Below are 21,586 nucleotides of genomic sequence, written 5' to 3'. Positions count from 1 at the left end.
ATCAACTATTTAGTCGGTTATGGGTAATTCAAAATCACGCCCTCTTAATTTGAGCGCCCGAAGTTGCTATCAGACTTCTCTCAAAATTCAAAAAGCTTATAAACTGAGCTTTCACTAATTTGGTAGCTTGCTAATCCGTAGCGATATAGTTGGATTATTTACGTCATCCTGCACTAGGATTATCATCTCTAGCTGCTAGCTGTTATCAGTAAAATGCCTATATTTAATTACACTAATATCTATTTTTTTAAGTAAATTTACTTTAAATATCACAATAGAAACTTTCCCTTATATACATAAAAAATGACATCCTTTGTATTGTATCCTTAGCATTAGCTTACCCTGGCTGAATCTAAATCTAACGCAGTCTGATTGCAAAATCTCAAGCAATAAAGACTACACCAGTGCTAAATAAACAATATTCAGCACCAGTAACTAGTAACTAGCAGACACCACATCTTGGCTTAATGGAAGGGAGAAAAAATTTTTGCCTTAAATTTGTTTGTCAGAGGCAAAATTAGGGAATGCTTAAAAATAGCAATTGATAACCTAGGAACTTAGGACTTGGATCAATTACAGAATCAAGAAATTATTAAGGTAGCAGTGGCAATGATAGAGCCTGAAAACAAATTATTTGCCCTAAAGGATGGTTGGGATTCTCATGAATCAAGAGAACAGCAACGCCTTAAAGCTTTGTCAGATTTAGGTTTGCGGCAAGCAGAAACAATTCCGGTTTTTGAAGAAGCCACACAGACTGCCGCCCGCTTTTTGGAAGCACCAATTTCCATATTGGGATTTGTGGATCAAGAACGCCACTGGTTCAAGTCGGCAGTGGGCTTATCTAGGCTGGGATTAATGAATCATTTGGCACAAAGCCGCCAACTACTACGTCGGGAGTCATTTTGTACTCAGGTGGTAGATAATTTTCAAGTAGTTGTAATTAATGATACGCATAAACTTACAGATTCAGTACTTGTTAGCAGCAAGTTAGTGCAAGATTATGGTATTCGTGCTTATTTAGGAGCACCATTAATTGATGCTGAGGGACATTGTTTGGGTGCATTGGCGGTGATGGATTTAGTGCCACGCAATTTTACACCTCAAGATATTGAGTTTTTACAAATCATCGCTCGTTGGAGCATGAGTGAATTTGAACGTAACCGACTCTTGCAAGGGAAACTCGAATCAAGCGCTCCCAAGAACGTTCCAATATTTTCACTTAATGAGGAACGTAACACTGAGATTAAAATCACTGCATCCACTCAAGATAGCGACTCTGTTTCTACTAAGCAACTGAAGCTAGAACTTTTGAGTCAGCTAACTCAGGAGTTACGCACGCCCTTAACATCTGTACTCGGTATGGCTAGTGTTTTAGGACGTGAGATTTATGGACCTTTGACGACTAAGCAGAGAGAATATTTGGAAATTATCCAACACAGTGGTCGGTACTTACTTTCTCTAGTAAACGAAATTACCGAACTAGGAGCTATGGATGAAAACTCAACTGTGCTAAATCTAGCTCCCGTGGATATTGAAATGCTATGCCAACAAGCTATCAATACCCTCGAAGAAATTGCTAATCGCCGCGAGCAAGATATTCGCCTGTCTATAGAACCGGGACGCAGTCGCATTTGGCCTTTAGATAAAGACAAGGTGCGGCAAATTCTCTATCACCTAGTTTTCAGTGTGATTCAACTTTCGGCTACAGGTAGCATTGTTCGTATTCATGTTTCTTATAAAGAAGATACCCTCAATATTACTATTTGGGTTTCTCATCCCTGGTTAGGGGATGGTATAACAGAGGTCGATCCTTACTTCCGCCTCAATTCTTTGTCGCTGCTAGAGCTTACAGGTGAGGTAGCAACTTACAATACTCATACAGAAAGACAAGAACAACTAGATACTTCATCTGTAGCAGTGGAAAATACCAAAAACTTGAGTGATTCCCACTCAAATTTCTTTGCTACTAGTTCAGGTATAAATTTAGCTAAATCACATGGAAGTCTTTCTCGTGAAAGCTTAGGTTTATTACTAAGTTGTCAACTGGCAGAATTGCATGGCGGACAAATTTTGATTCAAGGTTCACCAGAATCAGGATATCGTTATGTGCTTTCTTTGCCACTGCAACTAGCGACTTCCTCGCAAGCAATTAACGATGTTTAATTGTGGGGATTGGGGAAGGTGGGGTCCCTCTGGGGATAAGGGGTAATGGAGATTGGGAAAGACGTATTTTCTATCTAGATTTCATTAGTTCGTAGCGAATTCTCTGTGTGCTTGTAGCACTTACCTATACCTTTAAATTTCAACCCTCAATTCGCCACTATTTTACATCAAGCTATACTAAGTATACGAATAATTATCTTAACTTATATTGTCTGATGGCTAAGAATAAGAGCGCCATCACGCGATGTACAATTTCTGTTATTACCTTTTTATAGCTATAGGCATTATGATCGATTCCAAGTTCTGCGTCGGCAGGCTAATTGATCGCAATGTTTTTTATGAATTTAGTCTGGCAACGATTTACTCTATCAACTTTACCGCTCAAAGAATATCTTGCTACCAGTTATGTACACCGCTCTCTGGTGGGACTACTAAGTTCTTGGCGGCAAACTAGCGTCTTGCTCCAGTGGGGAGATGCGATCGCAGCGGCTTTACTCAGCTTAATATATGCTCTAGCACCTTTTGCTTCGAGTACATTGGTGGGTTTTTTGCTGGTGGCTTGTGTCGGATTTTGGCTGTTGTTGACTTTATCCGATCAAGTAACACCAGCAAATGTCTCGTCAGTGACTCCGATTCACTTGCTGGTATTGCTATACTGGGGAGTTGCCGCAATCGCAACCGCATTATCACCAGTAAAAAAAGCGGCACTCAACGACTTAGGAACGTTGACGTTGTATTTGCTACTATTTGTGCTTTGTGCCAGGGTATTAAGGTCGCCTCGTCTCCGTTCTTGGATTATCATCCTTTACCTACACGTATCGTTAATTGTTAGTGTATACGGGTTACGGCAATGGTTTTTTGGAGCCACAGCACTGGCGACTTGGGTCGATCCAGAATCTCCTCTTTCTAAGACTACAAGAGTCTACAGTTATTTAGGTAATCCCAACTTATTGGCTGGATACCTCCTACCAGCAGTAATTTTTAGCTTAGTAGCAATTTTTGCATGGCAAAGCTGGCCCAAGAAAGCTTTAGCATTAACAATGTTGATTGTCAATAGTGCCTGTCTAATTCTGACTTTTAGTCGTGGCGGTTGGATTGGATTAGTAGTGGCAGTTTTAGCTGTGATGGCATTGCTAGTTTACTGGAAAAGCGTGGAAATGCCTCGTTTTTGGCGTACTTGGTCACTACCGATTGTTTTAGGAGGTTTGATTGGCGTATTGTTGCTAGCAGTGATATTTGTAGAGCCAGTGCGGCTGCGAGTGTTCAGTATTTTTGCTGACCGTAAGGATAGTAGTAATAATTTTCGCCGAAATGTGTGGGATGCTGTTTTTGAGATGATTCGCGATCGCCCGATTTTCGGCATTGGGCCTGGTCATAGCTCTTTTAATAAAGTTTATCCCCTCTACCAACGTCCTCGTTACACTGCTTTGAGCGCCTATTCAATATTGTTTGAAGTGACTGTAGAAACTGGCTTTGTTGGTTTAGCCTGCTTTCTCTGGCTAATAATTGTCACATTTAATACGGCACTTTTGCAAGTGCGACGATTGCGACAACTCAAAAGTGTAGAGGGATTTTGGTTAATAGGAGCGATCGCTATTTTGTTGGGTATGCTAGCTCATGGTACCGTAGATACTGTCTGGTATCGTCCTGAAGTTAATACCCTCTGGTGGCTCATCGTTGCCTTAATTGCCAGCTATTGGACACCTTTAGCTCAAAATCAGACAAGTTTAACTAACTCAGAACCAGCAATAAACTAACATCAATAAGTTGTCAGTTATTTTCTTAGTGAACAACTGACAACTTTTAAATTTTGAATTGTCTAATTTCTGTAAATAGTGGCACTTGGGGCATTAGGATCGCGATCAGCTACAGCTTTGTTATCGCGCTTTTTACCAGCCAACCCCAATTAAAGTCGTTGCGATCGTTAGTGGTCGTTGTTGGAGCAGTGATGGCCCTGGAGTCATTTGTTGTCTAAGCTTGTGCAGATAGAGTCAGGACTTACGCAACTGGCACATTTATCTAAAAACTGTCACATTGACTTAGTTTTGCTCTAACGCTTATAAATCAGTGCTTACAAGCATTAATCTAAAATTGAAATATATGTGCCAGTTGACCTTATATTGTGACGCTTGCGTAAGTCCTAAGAGTTAAAGGTAAAATTCCTATACTCAAGGTGAGAACGCCAGCGCCAACAGCAGTAATCAAATTACTTTTCATAAGTTGTAAAAGTTTCTGATGCTATCCGAAGTTACTCACCAATGTATCGAGTCTTAACTTTAACAAAATTAATCTGCGCCTATAAACTAGGCATTTTAATCACTGACGCTGTAGACATACAATAATGGTTTTCACAGCAATCCTGTTTCTCACTCTTGCTGTAGTAATTTACACCCATCCTCAATAGCTTTTCATTGCCCGTTGAATGTCACGCTGATCTTGGCGTCGTTTCAGGTCTTCTCGTTTATCGTGGAGCTTTTTACCTTTGCCAAGGGCTATACTCACTTTTAGCCAGCCTCGTTTGAGATACATTTTCAAAGGGATTAAAGTTAAACCCTGCTGTTCGACTTTGCCAATTAGCTTACGGAGTTCTTGACGATGTAATAGAAGCTTGCGTGTACGCCGTGGTTCGTGATTAAAATATTGTCCACTAGCGTTGTAAGGCGAGATATGCACATTGATCAACCATGCTTCGCCATTGCGAAGCAAAGCATAGCCATCTTGGAGATTGACTTTACCTGCACGAATCGACTTCACCTCTGTTCCTGTCAATTCAATTCCAGCTTCGTAAGTTTCTAGAATTTCATACAAATAACGGGCTTGACGGTTGTCGCAAATAACTTTGTAACCTTCGTTCTTGTCGCTCATTGATAATTTTGTGTGCTTTAAATGTACCTAAAAAATTATTTTGATTCGCTTGTAAATTATAGGGTGTATCTTAGAACCGCTATAAATGGTGAACTGCATATCACTAATTTAGCTTTTTTAAGTTCAAAATTAAGGTTTTCTGACAACTTTAAGTTAACTGATATCCATTACCTCTGAGGTTTCATAGAACAAGCCTAATTTTGTGCAGTTTTACAAATAGGATTTATACATCAAGTAGGGGCACTATCCTGTGGGAAGTTGTTTCTCTACAAAAGACTCCGCGTCATTTGCTTCTTTGCGTTTACATAAATTGCCTTTACAGAAAATCAAGATTTTCACTTCCTTTTTGCATAAGTCTTAACAAAGAATTGATATAACGCTGACCATGAGTTGTTACAAATTACAAAGCTATCTATGTCTTCTAAGCACAGTGAGTCTAAGGTGGTTACACTTTGTTAACCTTTTTAATGATTTAAGATTTTCCTTATAAATAAACCCTTAGAGCAGTCATTAGCTAGTAATCCTGTCATAGTATGAAACATAAGAACATTATTATTGTCTGTGTTCACTAACGAAGTACATAAAAACAAATTTCTGAGTAAAAAAATGCTAGGGGTGTATTATCCATGCCCTTGACGATCCTTGTGGTGGATGATGATTTGGGCACTCGTCTGTCTGTTAGTGACTATCTTGAACTGTCTGGCTACTCAATAATCACGGCTAATGACGGTAAAGAGGCTTTGTTTATGGTGGATGAGTATCATCCTGATTTGATTGTCACGGATATTGTGATGCCACGGATGAATGGCTATGAATTGGTGCGCCGGGTGCGTCAACAACCAGTGTTTCGTTTATTGCCTGTAATTTTATTAACGGCACGCATTAAGACCCAAGAAAGAATTCTGGGCTACCAGTCAGGGTGTGATTTATATTTACCCAAGCCTTTTGAACTCGAAGAGTTAGCAGCAGCAATCCGCAATCTTTTAGAGCGATCGCAAATTATCCAATCAGAATATCGTTTTTCTCATAAAGAGAGTTTGGATAGTTCCGGCTTGACAAAAGCGGAGGATGCGCATAATTCTCTGTCCATTAAAATTCAGCAATCCCATCTGCACTCAGCCCTAACTCATAGAGAACAGGAAGTCTTAGAGTTATTAACTCATGGTCTTTCTAATGCCGAAATGGGTCATCAGCTACACCTGAGTCCTCGAACCGTGGAAAAGTACGTTAGCAGTTTATTGAGAAAAACCTTAACCAGCAACCGCGCGGAATTAGTCCGTTTTGCGATCAAGCATGGTTTAGTGGAATAAAAGTTAAGAGTTAAAAGTGAGGAGTAAGGAATTAAAACTTCTAACTCATAACTCTTGACTTTGAACTTTTGTAAGCAGACCTTCACAAGCATCAATCAATAAATCAATAACCTGATTAAATCCCTCTTGACCACCGTAATAGGGATCTGGAACTTCTTTTAGAGTATGTCGAGAGCAAAACTCGCACATCAAACGCACTTTATACTGATATTGCTCAGTGCGATCGAGACTGAGGATGTTCTCATAATTTTCTCGATCCATCGCCAAAATCAAATCAAAGTCTTGAAAGTCTGACTTTTGAAACTGGCGTGCTTGACCACGCAGTTTAATTCCCAACTTGCTAGCAGCCGCAGCACTCATGCGTCTGTCAGGTGGGCTACCAATGTGATAACTAGAGGTACCAGCAGAGTCACAGAGGATGTGTTCGCTCAAGCCCGCCTGCTCAATTAAATGATTCATGATGTTTTCTGCCGATGGGGATCGGCAGATGTTACCTAAGCAGACAAACAGCAACTTGTAAGGCATAGATATTCTTTGTCTTTTGTCAATAGTCATTTGTCCTTTGTCCTTTGACTAATGACCAATGACTAATGACCAATGACTAAAATCCAGGTAACTCCAACCCACTGGTTAATTCTTCCATACGTTCCCGCATAGTTGCTGTGGACTTGTTGTAGGCTTCTTTCATTGCCACTGTTACAAGATCGGAAAGTACTTCTGCACCTTCCCCTAAAGCATCTGGAGAAATTTCTACTCGCTTTGGTTCTTGGTTCCCACTGACAATCACCTTCACCAGACCACCGCCAGATTCTCCTTGAATCTCCATTTGCTCCAATTCTTCTTGGAGTCGCTTTGCACCTTCTTGAACTTGCTGTGCTTTCTTAAAAGCTTCGGCTAGTTCCTTCATTTTTCCTAAACCAAAGCCAAATCCCTGTCCTTTTCCTGTCATAATTATTTGTACGCGTGTGCGTTGAATAACAAATCAAATTCAATTATAGATGCGGTAAGTAATTTGCCTCTTTTTTTACCAATAATTAATGCATTTTAGAATAGGATATGGAGCACAAGACAAGATGCAGAGGTACAAAGGGGAAAAACTTACTTCAACTTCCCCTTTATTCCTTTGCTTCCCCCGTTTCCGGAACTAAAAGTTTCAACAAGCACCTTGAAACTCTCCAAGCATTTTGACTTCTGGCTCTAAATTAATAGACCAACGTTCTTGTACTTGATGTTGGATGTGGCGAATGAGACAGAAGATATCACTAGCTTTTGCCCCACCTCGATTAACGATAAAATTAGCATGGAGTAATGCTACTTGCGCTCCACCAATTTGGTAGCCTTTGAGACCAGTTTGTTCAATTAACCAGCCAGCGCTATAAGGTTTAGGATTGCGAAACACACTACCGCAGCTGGGAAAGTTATATGGTTGAGTGCTTAAGCGATGCTTTTTATGTTCTCTGGTGATTGCTACAACTTTTGCAGGGTCGGCACCTGGCGCGAGTTGTAATGTAGCTTGGGTGACTATGCGATCGCCACCTTGCAATAATGAGGTTCGGTAGCTATAACCTAACTGTTCTGGGGTAAGAGTTTCTAACGTACCATCTGGTGAAACTACCTGGGCACTAACTAACATATCTGCGATACAGCTATTATGTGCCCCCGCGTTCATTACTACTGCACCTCCGGCTGTTCCAGGGATACCAACAGCCCACTCCAATCCTTGCCACCCTAATTCTGCTGCCGCCAATGCCAAGCTGGGAATTGATTCTCCAGCAGCAACGGTTAATTGACCGGTTTGGGGGTCAAAGTTGCTGAAGCGGAGATGACGAGTAGCAATGACTAAGCCTGATATACCACCATCACTTACCAGTAAGTTAGAACCTGCTCCCAGTGTTGTTACTTTTAAATTACGTTCTTTTGCGTATTTAAGACTTGCTTGCAGTGCTTCTAAGTTTCGGGGGGCAACGTATAAATCAGCTGCTCCCCCAACTCTATAGGAAGTAAATGCTGACAAACAAGCCTGGGGCTTGATCGCACAATCAGTACTGGGTAAGTAAATTACTTCGCTCTCCACTGAATTAGCTGTTTGATGTTTCTTTGTATTCAAAACAGGAACTGTGCAGACGTTTCCAGCTGCCTGGGAAATAATCATCTTTACTTTGTTTTGGTAAAATTTTTACATTAATTTACCGCAAAGACACGGTAATAGAATTTACAGATGAAACTGTTGCTAGAGGGACACTTTGTTTGGAAATAAAACAGCCGGTTCACAAAGTGTCGTAATTATTTCAGGAATCACCTGGTTCAAATTTCCCGCTCCCAAAAACAGCGCCAAGTCTCCTGGGCGTAGTATTTGTAGCAAGTACTCACACACTGCGGGTAAAGTTGGTTGATAAACTACGTGTGGATGCTGTTTAGCAATTTCCGCCGTTAGACGTTCACCACTAATTTGCCCTAAGTTAGGTTCGCCTGCACTGTAAATATCAGTCAGCACAACCAAATCAGCATGGTTAAAGGACTCGGCAAATTCTTCTAAAAAGGTGAGTGTACGGCTATAGCGATGAGGTTGGAATATGGCAACTACTCTTTGCCCTGGTCTTGCCTGTAAACGTGCTGCGGCGAGAGTAACGCGAATCTCGCTAGGGTGATGAGCATAATCATCAATGAAGGTAATGTTATTGACTTCACCTCGAAACTCAAAGCGTCGTCTTGCTCCTTCAAAGGTGGCGATGCCTTTGGCAATAGCTCCAAATTCTAAGCCCAAGACGCGACCAACAGCTACTGCGGCTAGGGCATTGCTGAGATTGTGCCGACTGAGCAACCGCAACGTCAACACACCTAAAGCTTTGCCTCTTTCCCAAACCAAAGCCGTAGTACCATCAGCACGATAATCAATATTGGTGACGGTGTAATCGGCGTTGGTATCTGAGTGTAAGCTGTAGGTAATTGTGGGTTGCAAGCGATCGCGCACCGTAGCACAGTCAATACTACCTATTAACGTTTTACAACCCTTAGCAAATGTCTGAAAGGTGTTAATAACTTCTTCTAATGTATCGTAGTGGTCAGGATGATCGAGTTCAATATTGGTGATAATGCCAATTTCGGGAGCGTGTTTTACCAAAGAACCATCTGATTCATCTGCTTCGGCTACCAAATATTGGCTTTGTCCCAATCGAGCATTACCGGACCAAGCATTGACTTCGCCACCGACTAAAATCGTTGGGTCTAGACCTGCTTCTAGAAGCATATAACCAATCATACTACTAGTTGTAGTTTTGCCGTGTGTTCCTGCCACTGCAACACTGTAGTAATCGGCAATTAAAGCTGCTAGTACATCTGAACGATGTAAAACTGGACAACCTAATTTCAGAGCTGCTTTGTATTCTAAATTATTAGTGTTAATTGCTGTTGAACAAATGACTTGAGGCAGTTTTGACTTAATATCAGCAGGTAATTGTTCTTGTGAATTTAATACTACTGGATTAGCTAATACCTGAGGGTGAAAGAATTCAAGATTGCTTGCCTCTTGTTTACCAAAAATATGAGCGCCGATAGATTCTAACTTGCGCGTAATGTGGTTAGGACGAAGATCCGAACCTGATACTGGAAATTGACGCTTTGCAAGAACGTATGCCAGAGCAGACATACCTATGCCACCGATGCCAATAAAATGAAATGGTCTACCACTAAAATCTACAGAATTAGTCATTTATTGCTCCTCTTACACCACACCACACCATAATCACAAATGACACGCGTATCATAACAGGAATTTGATTTTTACCGTAACTACTCCTGTATCATGTTTATGTTTGATGCCCAAAAGATATTTCTGCTCTGGCTTTCCTGGTTCAGAATGATTTTACCTTGGTTGGAGGTTTTTGCTATTTCTAAACTATTCTTAAGATTATTCTGAAAATTTTGACGGCATCGGGAAAGAAATTCTTGTAATGTCAAATACATATTTTTGGCTACCTTACTGGAATTGGCTACATAATACATTGTTTAGTGAAACTAATTTGAAATTGCATCAAGTTTAGGCGTTAATTGAGTACAATAGTACATTGGTAATGAAACTATTTTTCAATAGCATATAACCCAGATTTAACTGGATGCAGCAACTAGCAATTTTTGGTGGCACATTCGATCCAATTCATTGGGGACACTTGCTGGTAGCCGAGACAGCTTTGCATCAAGTATCGCTTGAAAAGGTAATTTGGGTACCATCCCTAAATCCTCCTCATAAAGAAGCAGCTTTGTTTGAGCATCGTCTGCAAATGCTGCAATTAGCCATCGAAGATAATCCAGCGTTTACTGTCTCACTAGTGGAGACAAATCGCTCTGGGACTTCTTATGCCATTAACACCCTGATTGACTTATCTGCTTGTTACCCAAATACTCACTGGTACTGGATTGTGGGCTTGGATACTTTCCAAACCTTACCCGGTTGGTACCGGGGACACGAATTAGCACAAATGTGTGATTGGTTAATCGCACCCCGACAACTAGGTGGTGAGACTATAACTCAAAGCAAATTAATCTGCAAGCGAGTGGAGCAACAACTTAAAGAGCAGTCATTTACCATTCACTGGCAACTCCTAAATATACCTTTAGTAGGAGTTTCGTCAAGTCTAATTCGCAAATTTTGCCGCGAACGCCAGTCAATTCGTTATTTAGTCCCAGAATCGGTCAGATCATATATCACTAACAACAATCTCTACTCTTACAAATCTGAATAAATTATGTGTTTTTTTATTGATCTAACACTTTATGGTTAAAAGTGCCCCCCCCCTTTGCGATATGATTGGGGTCAACGATATCAACATATTAAGCATAAATACAGAGGGCAAGACACTGTGATTAGAGTTGCAATCAACGGTTTCGGGCGGATTGGACGTAACTTTGCGCGTTGCTGGGTGGGTAGAGAGAATAGCAAGCTCGAACTTGTCGCTATTAATGACACCTCAGACCCTAGAACCAATGCTCACCTGCTGAAGTATGACTCAATGCTAGGGAAGATCAAGGGTGCTGAGATTAGTGCTGACGATAACTCTATCATCGTCAACGGTAAGACCATTAAATGCGTATCCGATCGCAACCCCGAAAACTTGCCCTGGAAAGACTGGGGAATTGACTTAATTATCGAAGCAACCGGGGTATTTACTAGCAAAGAAGGAGCGCTCAAGCACGTAAATGCTGGAGCCAAGAAAGTTCTGATTACCGCTCCTGGTAAAAACGAGGATGGTACTTTTGTGGTTGGTGTAAATCATCATGACTATGACCACAACAAACACCACATTATCAGTAACGCTAGCTGTACTACCAACTGCTTGGCACCAATCGCCAAAGTGTTGAACGATAAGTTCGGCATCATCAAAGGTACGATGACCACCACCCACAGCTATACAGGCGATCAGCGCTTGCTAGACGCTTCTCACCGGGATTTGCGACGGGCAAGGGCCGCAGCGATAAACATTGTACCGACCTCTACTGGCGCAGCAAAAGCAGTGGCGCTGGTTATCCCAGACCTCAAAGGCAAGCTAAATGGCGTAGCCTTACGCGTACCAACCCCAAACGTCTCAATGGTAGATTTCGTAGTTCAGGTTGAGAAGCGTACTATTACTGAAGAAGTTAACCAAGCTCTCAAAGATGCTGCTGAAGGCCCACTTAAAGGGATTTTGGACTACAGCCAACTAGAACTAGTATCTTCCGATTATCAAGGTAGTGATGCTTCTTCGATTGTCGATGCTAGCTTGACTCTGGTTATGGGCAATGATTTAGTAAAAGTTATGGCGTGGTATGACAACGAGTGGGGTTACAGCCAACGAGTCTTGGATCTGGCAGAATTGGTAGCCGAAAAGTGGCAATAATTAATTTGTCATTAGTCTGTACGATGACGCGATTAATCGCGTCTCTACAATGGTCATTAAAAAAAGGACAAAGCACAAAGCACTATTGACCAAAATGTTGAAATCCCTGGCTAAGGTTAAGAACTTGGTCGGGGAATTTTTTTTGCTCGTCGTGCAATATTACTGTCGATTTGGCTGTAATCCTGCCTGCGATCGCCGCACCTTCTCCAAGGTGTTGGACTAAGGTTAATGCTAACTCTTGTGGTAAACACAGCACTAATTCAAAGTCTTCGCCACCATATAAAGCATAAGCTAGCGCTTGCTCTTGTGTCAGCCAATGGTTAAAAGTTTTTGGTAGGGGAATTTGTCTGCATTCTAAAATAGCGCCAACGCCACTTGTGCGGCAAATTTGGATTATCGCATCTGCCAAACCATCGCTGCTATCCATACCAGCAATCGGGAGTTGAGTAGAGACGCGATTAATCGCGTCTCTACAGGATTGATTAATTACGTCTCTAGAGGAGTTAGGAGTTAAGATTTTCCAGAGGATTGGTAAGACATCTAATCGTGGCTGTGGACGTTGGTGTGCGCGGATTAGAGCCGTCTTTTCTTCGTTGTTGAGGTTTCCTCCTAATTCAGGATGCAAAAGCAGTTCTAAGCCAGCTTTTGAGGCTCCATGAACGCCTGTAACAACGATCGCATCTCCCACAACAGCAGCAGAACGGCGGATAATTTGACTAGGGTTAACTTGACCAAAAGCGGTAATTGCCAGAGTAGTAACAGGCGATCGCACAATATCACCCCCAACAATCGGGGTATTGTATTTTTGCAAGCATTCTGTCATTCCCTGGTACAAGCGCTCTACCCAACTCACCCTAAGTTCACCAGGTAATCCCAACCCCACAGTGATTCCCAATGGAGAAGCGCCCATTGCTGCTAAATCTGATAAATTGGCAGCCGCAGCTCGCCAACCTGCATCTTCTGGTGAAGTGGTGAGGTTGCTAAAATGTACGCCATCAACCAGTACATCTGTAGTCACTACCAAAGATTCCCCTTGTGCAGTTTCAAGTACTGCGGCATCATCGCCGATAATTTCTGGTGGGCAGAAGCGTTGTAATCTTTCTAAAAGACCTTGTTCGCCAATGTCTTTTACTTGTTGAGAAGATAAATCACTGTTCACAATCGGTTTTCCGTGTTGCAAAATTACGAAGAAAACTGATGATTTACTTTACTGTTTAATAATAAGGGTATTGTCTAGGAGTCAGTTGGAATGGTAACAACACCAGTAACCAGCATCACATTTGAGGAGTACTTAACCTATGATGATGGTAGCGATTTCCATTATGAACTGGTGGATGGCAAGCTAGAGCTAATAAATCCACCTACTATTGAACATTTCCTGATTGCCAAATTTCTTGAGCAATTAGTAGATGCAGAAATCAAACGTTGTAACTATACTTGGCTGTGTTTTCGGGAAAGTGGGGTGAGAACGGGTAGAAATAAATCTAGGTTGACTGATTTGTGTGTAGTCACACTGGAGCAAGCTAGAGAATTGTTGAATGCTTCAGCAGTATTTGAGTCACCTCCGTTATTAATTGTCGAGGTGGTCAGTCCAGAGTCTGTAAAACGAGACTATCGTTATAAACGCTCGGAATATGCGGCCTTAGAGGTTCCTGAATATTGGATTGTAGACCCATTGAAAGGAAAAGTTTCAGTGTTACTACTGGAAGATGGATTTTACGAAGAAACAGTTTTTACAGATAACCAACAAATTGGAGCGCGGACTTTTCCAGAATTAACGATCGCAGTTGATCGGGTGTTCACCGCCGGAAATCTGAATCAGGGGAGAGGCGATTAATCGCGTCTGTACAGGAATTATTCTCCCCCTGCTCTTTTTTATGCAGCTTGTGGCTGAACCAGATTTTCTATTCCCTGAACCACAGTTGCCGATTCAATTTTGTCACCAGCCTTCAGTTTATCCAAAACTTCTTTACCTTCGGTGAGATAGCCAAAAACGGCATAACGACCATCCAATAGGTTGCGTCCGGCGGGAGTGAGTTCTGGTTCAAACAAAAAGAAGAAAAATTGTGATGAACCACCATTTACTTCACTTTCAGGACGAGCCATCACTACTGCACCAAAGGAAGAAAAAGGTAGAACTGGCATATCAACGTAACGACCAGCTTCTTCTAAAGTGATGCCATAAGTAGGTACTTTATCACCTTGAACTAAGACTTCTAAAGGAATAGCACGATATTTACCTGTTTTTGGATCGATGAAGCCTACATCTTTCCCAGCAGGATCTCCAGTTTGGAGAAAGTAAGATTCTTCAGAACGGGTAAATTCTAAGCCATTATAAAAACCCCTCTGTACCAAATCTACAAAATTACCAGCAGTTACAGGGGCGCTATAACCGTCTACGACAAGAGCCAAATCGCCTTTGTTGGTTTTGATTTCTACAGTTGCACGACCTTTAAGTTGTGGCAGGTTGCTATACTCAGCAGGAACTTCAAAGGGAAATTGTTTCACCATTGAATCTTCTAGCTGAGTAATGAAATTTAGTAGTTTACTTCTCTCTTGCAGAATTTGTTCTTTATCTTTGCTGTTCGCCAATTCTTCCAATTTAGCAACCCCAGCTTTCAACTCGGTAATCCAAGCTTCGGCTTGGGGTTGGCGTTCTGCGGGAACGCTTGTTAAGATTTGGGAAGGTTTATCGAGAATGCGGGATGCTTGGCTGATGTCTTTGGAAATAGCACCCCAACGTCGATTCGCCCGCAGTTGGGCAGAGATGTCCTCTAAACTGCCTTGTAGTTGCCGCACAGGTTTGTTATCTATCGGGAGTGCATACCGCAACAAAGCCTTTCCGTCGGTAATTGCATTGCCGGCTGGGAGTGCGGCGTTACTGGAGGGAGTCCACCCAGCTGTAGTTATGCCTAAAAATATTGTTATTAGCAGTATTGCCATTAGGCTCTTCTTCAGCCAGGATTTTAATAAGTTAAGCATGGGATAACTCAAATGCAGCAGTGAATTGTTGACTGGACGTAACCCATCAATAATCTTCCCACGTTAAGGGCAGAGGATAAATCAGAAATGACAAATGACAAATGCCCAATGACGACCCTAGAAGGGTACAATAAATGCCGATTGTCTTCCAAAATTTGAAAGTTTCATGATCTCCAGTAACGACTTTCGACCAGGTGTTTCAATTGTATTGGATGGGTCTGTATGGCGAGTGCTTGAATTCTTGCACGTCAAACCAGGCAAAGGTTCCGCCTTTGTACGAACTAAGCTAAAAAATGTCCAGAGTGGGAGCGTTATAGAAAAAACGTTCCGCGCAGGGGAAACAGTGCCGCAAGCTACTCTAGAAAAAAGCACCATGCAGCATACCTATAAAGAAGGCGATGAGTTTGTCTTTATGGATATGGAAACCTACGAAGAAGGCAGATTAACTCGCGAACAAATTGGCGATCGCGTCAAGTACCTCAAAGAAGGTATGGAAGCTGAAGTGATTCGGTGGGGCGAACAGGTACTAGGAGTAGAGTTACCTAAATCTGTGGTTCTGGAAATTGTACAAACAGATCCAGGTTTAAAAGGTGACACTGCCACAGGTGGCTCAAAACCAGCAACTCTGGAAACTGGTGCAGTTGTGATGGTTCCTTTATTTATTTCCCAAGGAGAACGTATCAAAGTTGATACTCAGGAAGATAAATATATCAGCAGGGAATAACTTTCATCTCTATAAAGATGCTTGCTCCCAATTGAGATCCCTACATAGGGATTAATTCCCTGCCACACTTAAGATGCTCATTTACGGATAGGTCGAGGTAATAAAAACTGTGCCATTGGACTTTAATGAAATCCGCCAACTTCTGGTAACTATCGCACAAACAGATATTGCAGAAGTCACGCTCAAAAGCGATGATTTTGAGCTAACAGTCCGTAAGGCTGTGAGCGTTAGCAATCAGATGTTGTCAGGAGGTCAAGGGACTTTAGGCGGTGTGGTAGGTTCAGGCTTGACATTGGGTTCATCTGGGGGAACCCAGACGAGTGGAAGTCAGGTGACGGAGGTATCCACATCTCGTGTATTTGAGAATACTGGAACCAGCACACAAATGCAGTTGTCAGTAAATCCTCCCTCAACTATTGACCAAAGATTAGTAGAAGTGCCTTCCCCAATGGTCGGAACGTTTTATCGCGCTCCTGCGCCTGGGGAAGCGGCATTTGTGGAAGTAGGCGATCGCGTCCGCAAGGGTCAAACAGTCTGTATCATTGAAGCCATGAAGTTGATGAATGAAATCGAAGCCGAAGTCTCTGGACAGGTGATGGAAATTCTCCTCCAAAATGGCGACGCTGTAGAATATGGTCAACCTTTGATGCGAATTAACCCTGATTAAGTATTAATGTATATATGATGTGAGTCATTGTTAAAACTTTCAGTCCTTGCGGGTTAATCCTGATGAAACAAACGTTGCCTTTACCACCAGAAGTGGTGCAACAAGTAGCTGAATACTTCAGCCTGTTAAGTGAGCCAATGCGCCTACGGCTGCTACACTTATTACGGGATGAAGAAAAATGCGTGCAAGAGTTGGTAGAGGCAACACAGACTTCTCAGGCAAATGTATCAAAACATCTGAAGGTAATGTGGCAAGCAGGTATTCTTAGCCGCCGCAGTGAAGGAACTTGCGCCTATTACCGGGTGGAAGATCAAATGATTTTTGATTTGTGTAATCGGGTTTGCGATCGCCTTGCCACAAGGTTAGAGCAGCAAGCCCGTAATTTTCGTGTGTTAAATACCAAGCGTTAGGTCAGTTGTCATTTGTCATTTATCCTTTGTCCTACCCTGCGGGAAGCCAGTGGCGCGTCTATGTCATTTTGTGAAAAACTAATGACCAATGACCAATGACTAATGACTAAAGCGGATAATCTTTCTGAAACTGTTCGCGAGTTAGCGGTTGTTGTAACTCTAAACCCTCGCCGCCTAAAACATCCAATGGTTTGCCGTTCACGTCGATGTATACCTTGGCTTTGGGATTTAAACTTGTCGCAGTATAAACAACTTGTCCGACGCGCCCCATCATTGAGGTGCTACCACCACCACTGGTAAAATCTTCAGATAAATTAACGTGAACCTCGTTATTTTCCGCCTTCAATCCCAATAGCTTAGTTTCTTTAGGGATAGTTGTTGAATCTGTCCCTTGTGTTGGTGGGCCTGCTAACAAACTCTGGAAAGCTGCTTCTAAAGGCTGATTGGGTCGAATAGAAGCGACTTTAACAGGTTGGGGAACCAAAGCAATACTATTGTCTTTTGATCTGAGCCAATAAACATTAGGGGTTTGCTCATTAGCTGGCTGCCTAGTTGATGGCTGTGCAGGTTGATCGATGTGCGCAGAGGGGTTTGACGGTGTAGGAGTATTGCTCGATTGTGTGGTAAACCAAGCTACACCGCCACCCACCGCTACAACCGCTGCTGACACGGCTGCAATTACGCCTGAAGAAATACGATTAGATCCTTGTTGGTCTTTCATGTTCAAAACCTTCCTAACTGAGGGCTGATATGGTAGTTATGTGAGGAGCAGCCTGGTTAAAGACGATACTTATAAGTAGAGAGTTTCCCACAATCTAGAGGAGACTTGTTGATGGCTTTTAATTCTATAAATCCCCAATCTAATTTTAGAATTTTTATTTTTAATCAGTCACCTACCAGATTATGTAAATTATGGGGAGTTAGAAGTAGAGACGCGATTCATCGCGTCTGGACAAGGGAGAATTATTGAACAAGTCTCTCCCTTCTCCCTCCTCTTGCTTATCTACCTTATCTCTTCTCCATGCCCTATGCCCTATGCCCTATTGCTTCCGTAATCCACTTATGAAGTGTTGTTGTCACTTCATCAATGGCAATTTCTTGAGATTTACGGGTGGCTCTTTCTACAACTTCAACTTTGCCATTAGCGATCGCCCGCCCGGTTACAATTCTATAAGGTATGCCAATCAAGTCAGCATCTTTAAATTTGACTCCCGCACGTTCGTCGCGGTCATCTAGTAGGGTTTCAATTCCCCTGGAATTGAGTTCTGTGTAAATATTTAAAGCGGTTTCAATTTGTTGAGCATCCTTTATGTTGGGAATTGTGACGATCGCGTGGTAAGGTGCGATCGCAACTGGCCAAATAATCCCATCTTTATCGTAAGATTGCTCTACGGCAGCTTGTGCTAATCGTGATACACCTACGCCAAAACAACCCATAAATAGCGGCTTTTCTTCACCCTGCTCATTAGTATAAGTTGCACCCATCGCTTGGGAATATTTAGTGCCTAATTGGAAGATGTGACCTGCTTCAATTCCACGGGCGCTTTCTAAGGTTTGTTCGGGATTATGGATGGCGCGATCGCCTGGTCTTGCCTTACGTATATCTACTATAATAGGCAGTGTAAATTGCTCATTCCAATTAGCACCAACTACATGATAACCAGCTTCATTCGCGCCTGTAACAAAGTTTTTTAAATCAACGGCTGTTTGATCTACCAAGCGCAAAAACTTGGGATGGATCTGTTTATTAGCGGTAATATACTCATCTGCGATGTCTGGCGCAATGTAACCTAAAGGCAAAGATTTAGTTGTCCATGCTTGCTGGGCTTCTACATTTGGTACATTCAAACTAATAATAGTTTTAGCGCCATACTCAGCAGCTAGTTTGGTCAATTCATTTTGCAATTTGACTTCATTAACTTCCTGATCGCCTCGGATGCTCACCAGAACTAACACCGTTACACCATTATCATAAACTGTCTGATAAAGTACGTTTTTTACCAATTGAGTGGGAGAACAGTTAAGGAGTTGACACACCTTTTCAATCGTTTCTGTTCCAGGTGTATCCCGTTTCTCGTAGGTTGTAAACCGTGAGGTTTCGGCGTCAATTGGTAAAGAAACAGCCTTTTCTACGTTAGCAGCGTATTTACCATCTTCAGTGTAGAGAACTTCGTCTTCACCAGCTTCTGCCAAAATCATAAATTCTGTGGAACCAGAACCACCAATTGCACCAGAATCAGCTTCCACTGCCCGAAAAGCCAAACCAGAACGCCGTAGGATATTGCTGTAGGCTTTATACATATCCTGGTAAGTTTCTTTAAGGCTGGCTTCATCAGTATGGAAGGAGTAACCATCCTTCATGATAAATTCCCGTCCGCGCATCAAACCAAAGCGGGGACGAATTTCGTCACGAAATTTGGTTTGAATTTGGTAGAGGTGCAACGGTAGCTGGCGATAAGAGCGAATCATATCACGAGCGATCGCTGTAATTACTTCCTCATGAGTTGGGCCTAATCCTAATTGTTGCTCGCGGCGGTCAATCAGGGAAAACATAATCCCCTCAGCTTTGGTGTAAGTATCCCAGCGTCCCGATTCTTTCCATAAATCAGCAGGTTGTAATTGTGGTAAAAGACATTCTTGTGCGCCTGTAGCGTTCATTTCCTCCCGCACAATCTGGGAAACTTTTTGTAGTACTCGCCACATTAACGGCAGATAAGCATAGATCCCACCACCGATGCGACGAATGTAACCTGCACGGAGTAATAATTTATGGCTGGGAATCTCAGCATCAGCTGGATCGTCCCGGAGTGTAACGAATAACATTTGTGACAGTCGCATCGTTTATAGCCTTTCTTTGATCGCTAATTTCTATGTCAACTAAAGTATGAAGTATTAAGGATGAAGTACAAAGTACACAGCGTTATTTATTTTTCATTTTTACTTATAGCTTTCCGCCTTTTTTATCGCAACTTTAGGAGAGAACTACCTTGGCAGATGTAATTTATCAAGCACAGGCACCTTTAGAATTTATTCCGCCGGCGTTTAACCCTTTATTTCTACGAGTCGTCCATCTGTTGCTACCCAGTTGGATAAACTGGCAAACATCTATTACTGAAATTGAAGCAGACAACGTAGAGGTTCTGGTGGATCTCTATCGCCAGTTTCAGGAGGGTAAGATCCGTTTTCTGCTGGCGTTTCGCCATCCGAAAACAGACGATCCGTTTTGTTTGGGTTACTTGCTGTCTCAACTTGTACCAAAGATAGCGCGATCGCAAGGTACAACACTACAATTTCCCATTCACGCTCATTTTATCTACGATCGCGGCATTCCTCTCTGGGCAGGTTCCCACGTGGGCTGGATTGCTTCTCATTTAGGCGGTACTCCGATTCAGCGAGGTAAGGCTGACTGGACGGGGTTACGTTCGGCGCGTGAGTTGTTTGTTAATGGAAAATTCCCGATGGCAGCTGCGCCAGAAGGTGCTACCAATGGTTTATCAGAAAATATTAGCCCCTTAGAACCTGGTATCGCCCAATTAGGCTTTTGGTGTGCTGAAGATTTGCACAAAGCTGGAAGCGACCAACAGGTTCTAATTGTACCAGTTGGAATTAAATATAGTTATGTTGATGCTCCTTGGGATGCGATCGCTAATCTTTTAAGTGAATTGGAAGCAGCTAGTGGTTTACCTGTGAATGCAGCAGAAAGTGCTTCTATAGAATCGCTTTATCCCCGGTTGTTGACTTTGGCTGAACATTTACTTTCGCTGATGGAAAGATTTTATACGCGCTTTTATCATCTAAAGCTTACAGATGTCAAAACAGTAGGAAAAGAAATCGAAAATAGAAATGAAGCATTGGCAATTCGTTTACAAGCTTTATTAAATGCAGCGCTACTAATATCAGAACAGTATTTTGATTTGCAGTCAAAAGGTACTTTAAGTGACCGATGTCGGCGGGTAGAACAAGCAGGGTGGAATTATATATTTAGAGAAGATTTTAAGGATGTAAAAGGAGTATCTGCTGTTGAAAGAGCTTTAGGCGATCGCATTGCTGAAGAAGCGAATGCAAGGATGTGGCACATGCGTTTAGTAGAAAGTTTTGTCGCTATTTCTGGTAATTATATTCGTGAAAATCCCACAGTAGAAAGGTTTGCAGAGACAATTTTAATTTTATGGCAAATGATTGCTAAAATCACAGGCGATAAAGGTGTACAGCGTCCGCAATTGGGTAAGCAAAAAGTAAAAATTACTGTGGGTAAACCGATATCTATTTCTGAGCGTTACCCAGCCTATAAGGAAAATCGTTTAAGTGCTAGGCAAGCTGTTGCTGATGCGACGAATGATTTACAACACGCGCTAGAAAATTTGATTTGATTAAAAGGGTTGCATTTTTTGCTAGTAACCATAATAAAGCATTTCAACGCCCTTACTTTTTATTTTTAGCAAGGGCATTTTTGATTAGATAGCTATCATGTATTAAGCACAAAAGATGTGTAGTGCTAAAAATAGCATCCCGAAAACCTACTCCTTGGTGACAACAGAGGGTTAATAAAGATTAATCAACCACAACAAAGTTATTGTTGGTTAATAAAAATCCGG

19 protein-coding genes are annotated in these 21,586 nt (G+C 42.1%); 10 read left to right on the top strand and 9 right to left on the bottom strand.

From position 1 onward, the window contains the following. Positions 1–609: 609 nt before the first annotated feature. Positions 610–2,163 carry a GAF domain-containing sensor histidine kinase gene (locus V7K79_RS09755; protein ID WP_335047055.1) on the top strand — a complete coding sequence of 518 codons (1,554 nt, stop codon included), beginning with the start codon at positions 610–612 and terminating at the stop codon, positions 2,161–2,163. 338 nt (positions 2,164–2,501) lie between these two features. Beyond that, on the top strand, positions 2,502–3,920 hold the full coding sequence (locus V7K79_RS09750; protein ID WP_335047011.1) for an IctB family putative bicarbonate transporter: 1,419 nt from the start codon (positions 2,502–2,504) through the stop codon (positions 3,918–3,920). Positions 3,921–4,560: 640 nt separating this feature from the next. Here the strand turns inward: V7K79_RS09750 and smpB are convergent. Beyond that, the gene (smpB, locus tag V7K79_RS09745) at positions 4,561–5,028 is read right to left on the bottom strand and encodes an SsrA-binding protein SmpB (RefSeq protein ID WP_094349892.1); all 468 of its coding nucleotides are present in this window, start codon (positions 5,026–5,028) and stop codon (positions 4,561–4,563) included. Between the two features lie 626 nt (positions 5,029–5,654). On the opposite strand from smpB, the gene V7K79_RS09740 reads away from it, so the two are divergent. Beyond that, complete coding sequence (locus V7K79_RS09740) at positions 5,655–6,338, top strand: response regulator transcription factor (RefSeq protein ID WP_335047008.1); 684 nt, start codon at positions 5,655–5,657, stop codon at positions 6,336–6,338. A 45-nt stretch (positions 6,339–6,383) separates the two neighbouring features. On the opposite strand, the gene V7K79_RS09735 is transcribed toward V7K79_RS09740, so the two are convergent. From V7K79_RS09735 to murC, 4 genes are all read right to left on the bottom strand, one after another. Beyond that, positions 6,384–6,863, bottom strand: a complete 480-nt coding sequence (locus tag V7K79_RS09735) for a low molecular weight protein-tyrosine-phosphatase (protein WP_335047054.1) — start codon at positions 6,861–6,863, stop codon at positions 6,384–6,386. 76 nt (positions 6,864–6,939) lie between these two features. Next, positions 6,940–7,287, bottom strand: a complete 348-nt coding sequence (locus V7K79_RS09730; protein WP_292762183.1) for a YbaB/EbfC family nucleoid-associated protein — start codon at positions 7,285–7,287, stop codon at positions 6,940–6,942. Between the two features lie 204 nt (positions 7,288–7,491). Beyond that, a complete protein-coding gene (murB, locus tag V7K79_RS09725; RefSeq protein ID WP_335047006.1) occupies positions 7,492–8,490 on the bottom strand; it encodes a UDP-N-acetylmuramate dehydrogenase in 999 nt (332 codons plus the stop codon). Between the two features lie 78 nt (positions 8,491–8,568). Beyond that, a complete protein-coding gene (murC, locus tag V7K79_RS09720; RefSeq protein ID WP_335047005.1) occupies positions 8,569–10,047 on the bottom strand; it encodes a UDP-N-acetylmuramate--L-alanine ligase in 1,479 nt (492 codons plus the stop codon). Positions 10,048–10,450: 403 nt separating this feature from the next. Here murC and nadD point away from each other — a divergent pair, with 403 nt between their 5' ends. Then, complete coding sequence (gene nadD, locus V7K79_RS09715; RefSeq protein ID WP_335047003.1) at positions 10,451–11,077, top strand: nicotinate (nicotinamide) nucleotide adenylyltransferase; 627 nt, start codon at positions 10,451–10,453, stop codon at positions 11,075–11,077. Between the two features lie 117 nt (positions 11,078–11,194). After that, positions 11,195–12,208 (top strand): type I glyceraldehyde-3-phosphate dehydrogenase, encoded by a 1,014-nt coding sequence (locus V7K79_RS09710; protein ID WP_335047001.1) that lies wholly within the window; start codon positions 11,195–11,197, stop codon positions 12,206–12,208. Positions 12,209–12,290: 82 nt separating this feature from the next. Here V7K79_RS09710 and thiL read toward each other — a convergent pair whose 3' ends face one another. Continuing rightward, positions 12,291–13,367 (bottom strand): thiamine-phosphate kinase, encoded by a 1,077-nt coding sequence (gene thiL, locus V7K79_RS09705; protein ID WP_335046999.1) that lies wholly within the window; start codon positions 13,365–13,367, stop codon positions 12,291–12,293. 90 nt (positions 13,368–13,457) lie between these two features. Here thiL and V7K79_RS09700 point away from each other — a divergent pair, with 90 nt between their 5' ends. Then, a complete protein-coding gene (locus V7K79_RS09700) occupies positions 13,458–14,045 on the top strand; it encodes a Uma2 family endonuclease (RefSeq protein WP_335046998.1) in 588 nt (195 codons plus the stop codon). Positions 14,046–14,083: 38 nt separating this feature from the next. Here V7K79_RS09700 and V7K79_RS09695 read toward each other — a convergent pair whose 3' ends face one another. Next, positions 14,084–15,190 carry a peptidylprolyl isomerase gene (locus V7K79_RS09695; RefSeq protein WP_335046996.1) on the bottom strand — a complete coding sequence of 369 codons (1,107 nt, stop codon included), beginning with the start codon at positions 15,188–15,190 and terminating at the stop codon, positions 14,084–14,086. Positions 15,191–15,356: 166 nt separating this feature from the next. Between V7K79_RS09695 and efp the strand changes: the two genes are divergently transcribed. The 3 genes from efp (at position 15,357) to V7K79_RS09680 (ending at position 16,991) form a co-directional block, all read left to right on the top strand. Further along, a complete protein-coding gene (gene efp / locus V7K79_RS09690; protein WP_335046994.1) occupies positions 15,357–15,914 on the top strand; it encodes an elongation factor P in 558 nt (185 codons plus the stop codon). Positions 15,915–16,023: 109 nt separating this feature from the next. After that, the gene (gene accB, locus V7K79_RS09685; RefSeq protein ID WP_335046992.1) at positions 16,024–16,581 is read left to right on the top strand and encodes an acetyl-CoA carboxylase biotin carboxyl carrier protein; all 558 of its coding nucleotides are present in this window, start codon (positions 16,024–16,026) and stop codon (positions 16,579–16,581) included. Positions 16,582–16,643: 62 nt separating this feature from the next. Further along, a complete protein-coding gene (locus V7K79_RS09680) occupies positions 16,644–16,991 on the top strand; it encodes an ArsR/SmtB family transcription factor (RefSeq protein ID WP_335046990.1) in 348 nt (115 codons plus the stop codon). Between the two features lie 106 nt (positions 16,992–17,097). Here the strand turns inward: V7K79_RS09680 and V7K79_RS09675 are convergent, their stop codons facing one another. Beyond that, positions 17,098–17,712, bottom strand: a complete 615-nt coding sequence (locus tag V7K79_RS09675; protein ID WP_335046988.1) for a GerMN domain-containing protein — start codon at positions 17,710–17,712, stop codon at positions 17,098–17,100. Between the two features lie 305 nt (positions 17,713–18,017). Further along, positions 18,018–19,829, bottom strand: a complete 1,812-nt coding sequence (locus V7K79_RS09670) for a proline--tRNA ligase (RefSeq protein ID WP_335046986.1) — start codon at positions 19,827–19,829, stop codon at positions 18,018–18,020. Between the two features lie 149 nt (positions 19,830–19,978). Here V7K79_RS09670 and V7K79_RS09665 point away from each other — a divergent pair, with 149 nt between their 5' ends. After that, positions 19,979–21,361, top strand: coding sequence for a 1-acyl-sn-glycerol-3-phosphate acyltransferase (locus tag V7K79_RS09665; protein ID WP_335046984.1), 1,383 nt, complete (start codon positions 19,979–19,981; stop codon positions 21,359–21,361). The last annotated feature ends 225 nt before the right edge of the window (positions 21,362–21,586 follow it).

The sequence above is a fragment of the Nostoc sp. genome, assembly GCF_036917575.1.
GTDB lineage: Bacteria > Cyanobacteriota > Cyanobacteriia > Cyanobacteriales > Nostocaceae > Nostoc.
The sequence above is the reverse complement of the archived record's forward strand: the minus strand, read 5'-3'. Positions and strand labels throughout refer to the sequence as shown.